The sequence below is a fragment of the Kitasatospora sp. NPDC018058 genome (assembly GCF_044327205.1).
Taxonomy (GTDB): domain Bacteria; phylum Actinomycetota; class Actinomycetes; order Streptomycetales; family Streptomycetaceae; genus Kitasatospora.
Map to the genome: position 1 here is coordinate 1 of NZ_JBIRFA010000105.1, position 7956 is coordinate 7956.

6 protein-coding genes and 1 pseudogene are annotated in these 7956 nt (G+C 69.0%); 3 read left to right on the forward strand and 4 right to left on the reverse strand.

What is annotated here, in order from left to right:
- Positions 1-274: 274 nt before the first annotated feature.
- Together ACH4E7_RS44905 and ACH4E7_RS44910 are read right to left on the reverse strand one after the other, a co-directional pair.
- On the reverse strand, positions 275-898 hold the full coding sequence (locus ACH4E7_RS44905) for a response regulator (RefSeq protein WP_396255018.1): 624 nt from the start codon (positions 896-898) through the stop codon (positions 275-277).
- A gap of 53 nt (positions 899-951) precedes the next feature.
- A complete protein-coding gene (locus ACH4E7_RS44910; RefSeq protein WP_396255013.1) occupies positions 952-2118 on the reverse strand; it encodes a sensor histidine kinase in 1167 nt (388 codons plus the stop codon).
- Between the two features lie 233 nt (positions 2119-2351).
- Between ACH4E7_RS44910 and ACH4E7_RS44915 the strand changes: the two genes are divergently transcribed.
- Genes ACH4E7_RS44915 through ACH4E7_RS44925 form a run of 3 tightly spaced genes read left to right on the forward strand, consistent with a single transcriptional unit; the run spans position 2352 to position 5957 of the window.
- Complete coding sequence (locus ACH4E7_RS44915; protein ID WP_396255014.1) at positions 2352-2663, forward strand: hypothetical protein; 312 nt, start codon at positions 2352-2354, stop codon at positions 2661-2663.
- A gap of 4 nt (positions 2664-2667) precedes the next feature.
- A complete protein-coding gene (locus tag ACH4E7_RS44920) occupies positions 2668-3435 on the forward strand; it encodes an ABC transporter ATP-binding protein (protein ID WP_396255015.1) in 768 nt (255 codons plus the stop codon).
- 5 nt (positions 3436-3440) lie between these two features.
- Positions 3441-5957, forward strand: a complete 2517-nt coding sequence (locus ACH4E7_RS44925; protein WP_396255016.1) for an FtsX-like permease family protein — start codon at positions 3441-3443, stop codon at positions 5955-5957.
- Between the two features lie 74 nt (positions 5958-6031).
- Here ACH4E7_RS44925 and ACH4E7_RS44930 read toward each other — a convergent pair whose 3' ends face one another.
- Together ACH4E7_RS44930 and ACH4E7_RS44935 are read right to left on the reverse strand one after the other, a co-directional pair.
- A complete protein-coding gene (locus ACH4E7_RS44930; RefSeq protein ID WP_396255017.1) occupies positions 6032-6340 on the reverse strand; it encodes a hypothetical protein in 309 nt (102 codons plus the stop codon).
- 689 nt (positions 6341-7029) lie between these two features.
- Positions 7030-7746: pseudogene (locus ACH4E7_RS44935) on the reverse strand (GAF domain-containing protein); the annotation flags it as partial.
- Positions 7747-7956 lie beyond the last annotated feature (210 nt).

Genomic DNA, 7956 nt, shown 5'->3' on the forward strand with positions numbered 1-7956 from the left:
ACCTTGTACAGCATCGAAACGACCACGCGAACATCGTGCCAGCCCAGGCCGTACCACCCCTGTCACCTGCAGCGATGACTTTTCGAGCCCGACAGGTTCAACCGCCGCCGACACCTCTACTGCCTCGACGCCTGATGGACCGGAACTCCGCTCGGCACCACCCACGTCTCCCACTACGAACAACTCGCCCTCACACTGGCGGCATGAGCACCACAGCAGACAGTTGAGGTCACATCGACCAACAAGGTCCTACGGGCTCAGGACCGCGGTGGCTTCAGTGGACGACGCCGTGTTCCCAGGCCCAGGCTGCGATCTCCACACGGTTGCGGGCCGGTAGTTTGTCCTGGACCCGGCTGAGGTGGCTCTTGATGGTGCTGAGCGAGAGAGTCAGCTGTGCGGCGATCTCGTTGTTCGTGTGCCCGCGGGCGACCCGGCTCACGACCTTGAGTTCCTGGGGAGTGAGCCGTCGTGCGGCGGCGGCCGCGGTCTCAGCGCGTGACGGTTTGCTCAGGTGTTCCAGGAGCCGAACGGTGACGGACGGCGAGATGAGGGAGTCACCTTTGACAGCGGCATGCACTGATTCGATCAGCAGCCGGGGGCCGGAGTTCTTGACCACGAAGCCACTGGCACCGGCGCGGAGCGCTCCGTAGACGTACTCGTCCATGTCGAACGTCGTCACGATGACGATCTTTGTACCGTCCGTCGCGGCTCCCTGTGCCTGGCGCAGGCGCCTGGTCGCCTCCAGGCCGTCCAGTTTCGGCATGCGGATGTCCATCAAGCAGACGTCCGGCCGCAGCCGGTGAACTGCCTCGACCGCCTCCGCGCCGTCGGAGGCCTCCCCGATCACGGAGATGTCGTCTTGCCCCTCCAGGATGAGGCGGAAGCCCATCCGCACCATCTCTTGATCGTCGGCGATCACCACAGAGACGCTCACTACGGGTCCCCACTCCCTCACTTCATGGGTATCGACGCAGCCAGCTCCCAGCCGCCCTCCGGCATGGGGCCGCTGCTGAGCTCACCGCCCAGCTCGACCACCCGCTCCGACAGGCCGACCATGCCGAAACCGCTGGGTCGGAACCAGACCCGGCCGCGTTGCTGACCGCTCGCGTTGTCACGTACGCGGACGACCAGTCGGTCTCCGTCGGTTCCCAGCTTGACATGCACGGTGGTCGCGGTGCGGGCGTGCTTGCGGATGTTGGTCAGGCCCTCCTGGACCAGTCGTTCCACGGACTTGGCGAGTTGTGGCGACCAGACGGTACCGTCCACGTCGTCGGCTATGTCCAGCCAGGCGTGCTGGCCGGTGCCGCTGAACTGGTGGACGAGCTCCTCGATCCTCGTCATGGCGGGGGTGACGGGTGCCTCCGCCACGGCTCCGTCCGCTTTGCGCAGGAGTCGGACCATGCGGCTCATCGCCACCAGCCCTTCCTGGCCGGTCCGCTCGATGTTGGCGAACAGCTTGCGTGCCGTGGCCGGGTCACGTTCCGCGGTGGGTTCACCAGCCTGGGCCTGGACGACCATGGCCGTGACGTAGTGGGCCACGTGATCGTGCAAGTCGCGGGCGAGGTCCAGGCGTTCTGCCTGGCGTACGTTCTCCGCGGCGGTCCTGCGCCTGCCGTCCTCGGCTCGCAGGTAGCCGCCCAGCAGCACGAAACCCACCGGCAGCAGGGTGAACAGGCCGTCGATGTCATTGAGCACCGGCAGATCCGACAGCGTTGGAGCGCGGCCCTCGATCCGTACGACCGCCACGAAGAGCGGGACCACCGACAACATGAGCGGCACAGGTCGTCCATACCGGCAGGAAAGGCACAACAGCACCAGAAGCCCGAGGAGTTCGGCCCACCCGGGGGTGCGCTGGAGCACGGTGCCCTTCACCAGGGACGTGGTCAGCAACGAGACGGTCGCCACGACGACGCACAGCGCGCCTGCCGTCCACTGCCGTCCGAACCGGTACAGCCGCAACTGCGCGGCGGCGGCGCCCAGCGCCATGACCCCGCTGGCGACCACCGCCAGCCCGACGTAGCTGAAGCTCACCACGGATGCGTCGAGCAGCACGAGCAACGCGCTCAGACACAATGCGGCGACCGTCCCGGAGGAGGGAAGCGGGAGAGAGCGGGGCATGGCGATGAGTTTAGACGCCCGTTCGCCGGCCCTTGGAACGGAGCAGGCCAATACGTACTTTCGGCCGATGCCGCCAGACCGAATACCGTCTTTCGACGGCATCGCGACCCGTCGGCCGCTCCCCACAATGGTGCGTGTCCAGGCAAAAGATCCTCCCGTCACCAGGAGTTGCTGTGAAGTTCCCCGCGTTCCGTACGCATGTCAGGTCCCTGTTGGCGGCCGGATCCGTGGTTGTGGCAGCCGTGTCGCTCAGCGGCTGCGGTGTGTTCGGCCACAGCTGGGACGTGAAGCTGGAGGTGACAGGTCCCGGCAGCGCCGACGTCGGCTACGCCTTCTCCGGTGACACCAACGGGAAGACGGCGCTCAATCAGAAGCTGCCCTGGAACAAGGCCCAGAACGTCGGCTTCGGCTTCAACGATCTGGGCGTCAAGAACGCGAAACCCGGCACCGTCTGCCGTATCTACGTCGACGGCGAGCTCAAGGACGAGCAGAACAAGCCCAACGCCGAGGGCACCCTGTCGTGCTCCATCCACCTGAAGGACTGATCCGATGACTTCGACGAGCGTGGCCGCTCGCACGGCGGTCCGCGCGACCGGCGTCACCAAGGTGTACGGGGCGGAAAAGCCCGGCACCACCGCGGCAGTCGGCGTCCAAGCACTGCGCGGAGTCGACCTGGAGATCGACAAGGGAAGCTTCCTGGCCGTCATGGGACCTTCCGGATCCGGGAAGTCCACCCTGATGCACTGCCTTGCCGGCCTGGACCGTCCGTCCTCCGGCACGATCACCCTGGAGGACACCGAGATCACCGCACTGTCCGAACGACAGCGCACGGACCTGCGTCGCGACCGCATCGGCTTCGTCTTCCAGCAGTACCACCTGCTACCAGAGTTGAACGGCTCCGAGAACATTCTGCTACCGCTGGAGATAGCAGGCCGCCGCCCCGACCAGGACTGGCTGGACACGCTCGTGAACACCCTTCAGATCGGTGATCAACTCTCGCGCCGCCCCTCGGAGTTGTCCGGCGGACAGCAGCAGCGCATCGGTATCGCTCGCGCGCTGGCGGCCCGTCCCGCAGTCGTCTTCGCGGACGAGCCCACCGGCAATCTAGACGCCGGCTCCGGCCGGCACGTATTGGAGTTCCTGCGCTACTCCACCCGCGAGTTCGGGCAGACGGTGGTGATGGTCACGCACGACCCGGTGGCGGCCTCCTATTCCGACCGCGTCGTGCTGCTGCTGGACGGTCGCATCAGCGGCAGGGTCGACGGACCCACCCCCGAGTCCGTACTCGACGCGCTCCAGCACCCGGGGAAGCGGTGAGGGCGTTGAGGGCATCGGGGCTGACCAAGGCGGCGATACGGCAGATCGCGGCCAGGCCGTCACGGCTGCTGCTCACCGGCTGCACACTGATGGTGACGGCTTTCTTCCTGGCCGGTTCGATCGTCTTCACCGACACCCTGAAGCGGCAGTTGGCCGACGACCTCTCGCCGGTCGCCGCGGGCACGGCCGTGGTGGTCGGCACGGACGGCACCCAGCCGCTCGACGACAAAAGGGTCGAGGAACTCAAGAACGTACCGGGAGTGGCCGAGGTCCAACCCGTGGCCACCGGCAGCGTGCTTCTGAAAGGCGCGGGCCGTGACCCCTACCCGCTGATCGGCACGGCGCTCACGGGGCCGCAGTCCGTCATCCGCCCGTTGCAGGGCACGCTTCCGGACGGGCCCGGTGAGGTCGTGCTCACCCGGATGCTGGCCGACCTGCCAGGCATGGGAGTCGGCAGCCGGATCACACTCGTTCCGCAGGCCGGCGTCGGCTCGGCGACCTCCCAGGACGCTCCTGCCCGAACGGTGACCGTGAAGGTCTCGGGCGTCGTCCAGGCCCCCTCGGCCATGGGAACCGCCGTGCTCACCACGCCCACCAACGCCCGCTCGTGGCTGGGCACCGACGGCTGGCAGCAGACGCTGCTCCGCGTCCCGGACCGCCCCGCTGCCGACGTGGCGTCCACGGTCCAGGCCGAGCTGGGCAGAGGCTTCTCCGTACGCACCGCGTCCAAACTGCGCGCGGAGAGCGGACCCAAGTGGGTCACCACCGTGTCCACCCTGCTCACGATCTTCGTCGTAGTGGCCCTGCTCGCCGGAACCCTGATCGTCTCCACGACGTATCGGGTGCTGCTCGTGCGGGACCAGACACGGCTGGCCCTGCTGCGCTGCGTGGGCGCCCGGCCGGGGCAGGTCATGCGGTCCGTGCTGCTACAGGCCGCGGGTTCCGGGCTGATCGCCGGTGCGGTCGGAACGGCCGCGGCGATCTGCTGCGCCTTCGCGATCACCGGAATCACAGCTCTGCCCGACCCCGCGATCTCGGCACCCTCACTGTCCGCAGGCGTGCTCGTTTCCGTGCTGGCCGCCCTGGTCGCGGCGATGCCGGCAGCGAGAGCCGCAGCGCGCGTCGCACCGGTCGCCGCCCTGTCCGTGGCGGCCACCCGCCACGCACCGGACCGCATCGGCCGCACGCGCGCGCTGATCGGAGCGCTCTGCCTGGGCTGCGCGCTCCTGCTCATCGCCCTCGCCGGGCTCGGCGGCGCGGGCGGTGCCGTGGCGGCGGGCGGCTCAGTCGCCTCCGCGGTCGCTCTGTTCGGTTGCCTCCTCGCGCTCGGGCCCGCACTGCTGCGCCGCGCGACACTCGCCCTTCAACAGCCCGTGCGGGCGGTCGCGGGGCTGGACGGTGCTCTGGCGGTGCGCAACCTGGGCCGTGCCGCGCGCCGGACCGCGGCCTGCGCGACGGTCCTCACCCTGGGCTTCACCATGGTCGCCGCGGTGCTCGTGACACTGGCTTCGGTGGAGAAGGGCACGGACCGGCGGCTACGGGAGCGCGACCCGGTCGACGTCGTGCTCGACGCGTCGCGCACCGGCCCGTCGGCGCTCACCCCTGCCGTGGTGAAGGCGGTGGCGGCACAGCCCGAGACCGACGCGGTGGTGCCCGTCACCCGGGTGGACGGCGTCGCCCTCGGCGGCAACGGCCGCTACCGGGAGACGGAGATCCGAGGCCTCGATCCTGCCGCGATCCCCGCACTGCTCGCCGACAGCCAACGTGACTCCCACGGCGGAGACCTGCGGCGTGGCCAGGCAGCCATCTCCACGTCCGTGGCGCAGTCGCTGGGGGTCCGTCCCGGCGACCGGATCTCGCTGCGCGTGTCCGGCGGCGGGCAGTCCAGCGCCGAAGTGGCCCTGATCCATCCGGACGACGCCTACATGCTGGGCGGTGTCGCCGTCCTGCCGGGGGACTTCGCCGAACTGGCGCCTAGCGCCCCTGTACGGTCCTTGTACATCACCGCCGTCCACCGAGACAACCCGCTGTCGCTGCGCGCTCCGTTGGACAGAGCGCTGCCGTTGAACGCTTCGCTCCACCTGTCCTATCCGGGCGAAGACCGGGCCTCTCTGCGACAGTTGATCAGTCAGCTGCGGATCACGGCACTGGGGCTGGTCGGCATCACCGTGCTGGTATCGCTCGTAGGCGTGGCGATCACCCTGACCCTGTCCTCGATGGAACGCGAAAGAGAGAACGGTGTCCTGCGAGCGGTGGGTATGCGCGGCTCACGCCTGCGCTCCGTGATGGCTTGGGAAGCCGGACTGCTCGGCTTGTACGCGGCCGTCCTCGGCGTCACGCTGGGCTCGCTCTACGGCCGGATGATGCTCGGTGCGCTGCCCGGTCTCAGCAGCCCCACGATCCCGTACGGGCAGTTGACGGTGACGTTGGTGGGGGCCCTGGCCCTCGTGCTGGGCGCGTCTGTGATCCCGGCCCTGCGTTCAGCGGCGGTCTCGCCCATGACGGCCCTGCGCGCGGGCTGAGAGGGCGTTTGAAGTGAGTGGATTGCCCTTTATATTCTAAGTATCAACAACGCCGGAGACCGAGCCGGCGGCATCTACAACGGTGTCGGCTCTACCGTCAACCTCAAACTCAGTCGCATCATCAGGAACACCTCGGCCACCGCACCGGGCGGCGTGTACAACGCCGGCACCGTCACGAACGCCTTCTCCGCAATCGCGGTCAACAGCCCCACCAACTGCACGCCGAGCCCCAACCCCGTCCCCGGCTGCATCAACTGACCACGTAATCCCCGGCGCCCACTGCGACAGGTCAATTCCCCAGCACAGTGGGCGCCGTCCAGGCTCTCATCCCAGAACAGCTCCATCATCCGTACGGTGTCGCCGTACTGCTCGCGATGGGCCACGTCAGCCTGCTCCAGTAGCCGACGGCTCGGGAAGCTCACCAAACCGCTGGCCGGCCCGGTGAGTTTCCCCTCCGGCCGCCGGATGAAGTCACCGATACGCCGAGCGGGGTGGGCCGGTCACCCGCTCGCCCGTTCAGGCGCGACACGGCCGGGCGGTCCGGCGCCCGGCGTCGGTGAGATGGGCTTCGAGGACCAGGTTCTGGATCTGGCGGGCGGTGGGCAGCTCGCCGCGGCAGGCGTTGACGGTGAGGACGCCGCCGGGCAGCGGGCGCTGGTCGGTGGACTGCCAGCGGACCGCGACGCCGAGGCCGCGCGGTCCGGGTTGCAGAACCGCGCCGGGGCGGCCGTTCCCGGCCTGGACGATGTCGATGCCGGCGGCCGCGAGCGCTTGGACCGTCTGGTCCCACAGTGTCCCGTCGCCGTCGGCCAGGCCGTGGGCGCCTTCGGGGTCGGGGTCGGTGCGGTGGTGCTGGTGGTGCGTCCCGTGACCTTACAGCGCCGCCCGGTCAGCGCCGTCGGGCAGGACGGGAAACGGCCAGGCCGGATCCGGCGCCCAGGTCGACCACGGCTCGGCGAACGGACCTGCCCGGTCCTGGAGGAGGCCGAGGGCGCGCTCATGCGCTTGCTCGACCGATCGGTGGTCGGCGTCGGTGATGAAACCCAGGCGGCGGCCGTGCGCGTACTCGTCCTGCGGCGCGGTAGACCGCCGCCCCGGAGAACGGCGCGAGGTCCGGCAGCCTCGGCAGCAGCAGCCGCTGGAACTGCTCGGCGCTGTCGCGCATGTAGCCGAACAAGCGGGCGTTCTCGATCGCGATACCGGCGGCTCCGGCGAGAGCGCGTACGACCTCCTCGTCGTCCTGATCGAACGGCCGCCCGTCACGCCGCTCGGACAGGTAGAGGTCGCCGCAGGTCTCACCGCGGGCGGTGATCGCCACACCGAGCAGAGTGCGCATGGGCGGGTGGCCGGGCGGGAAGCCGACCGAGGCGGGGTGGGAAGAGATGTCGTCCACACGCAGGGGCTCGGGATGGTGGATCAGGTGGCCGAGGACGCCGCGCCCGTGGGGCAAGTCGATTCCGGCGAGGCCCACGCGCTCCTCGTCCGAGAGGCCGGCGGTGATGAACTGCTCCAGATGGTCACCAGAGGGGGCGAGGACGCCGAGCGCACCGTAGCGCGCGCCGACCAGATCCATGGCGGTGGTGACGATTCGGTGCAGCACCGCCGGAAGATCCAGGTCCCCCCCGATCGCCAGCACCGCCGACAGCAAACCCTGCAAGCGCTCCTTCGCCCTGGCCAGAGCACGCAACTGCTGGGCGATGCCCTCCAGCAGCTCGTTAAGATCCAGCCGAAGCCCCGGCGCGTCCCCTTCACCCGGTGAGGGAGCCGAGCCTTCTTCGGGGTTCACCACGTCGCCTCGTTCATCACCGCAACGCTACGCACGATGCCGCTGCCGGGCCCGGTGCACACGCCCAGCACGCACGGGCCAATCAGGAGAACACCAGTCAAGAACGGTCAAGATCTACTGTCAGAGGAGTGCGCCACGAAGTACCACACGATCGAGTGGAGGTGAAAGACCTTCTCCGCCGGACCGTCGCAGCGGTTTGGTGAAGCAGGGGGC

Bases quoted from the DNA above. Each gene is read 5' to 3' on its own strand.
- ACH4E7_RS44905 (WP_396255018.1), bottom strand. From the start codon at position 898: ATGGTGCGGATGGGCTTCCGCCTCATCCTGGAGGGGCAAGACGACATC.
- ACH4E7_RS44910 (WP_396255013.1), bottom strand. From the start codon at position 2,118: ATGCCCCGCTCTCTCCCGCTTCCCTCCTCCGGGACGGTCGCCGCATTG.
- ACH4E7_RS44920 (WP_396255015.1), top strand. From the start codon at position 2,668: ATGACTTCGACGAGCGTGGCCGCTCGCACGGCGGTCCGCGCGACCGGC.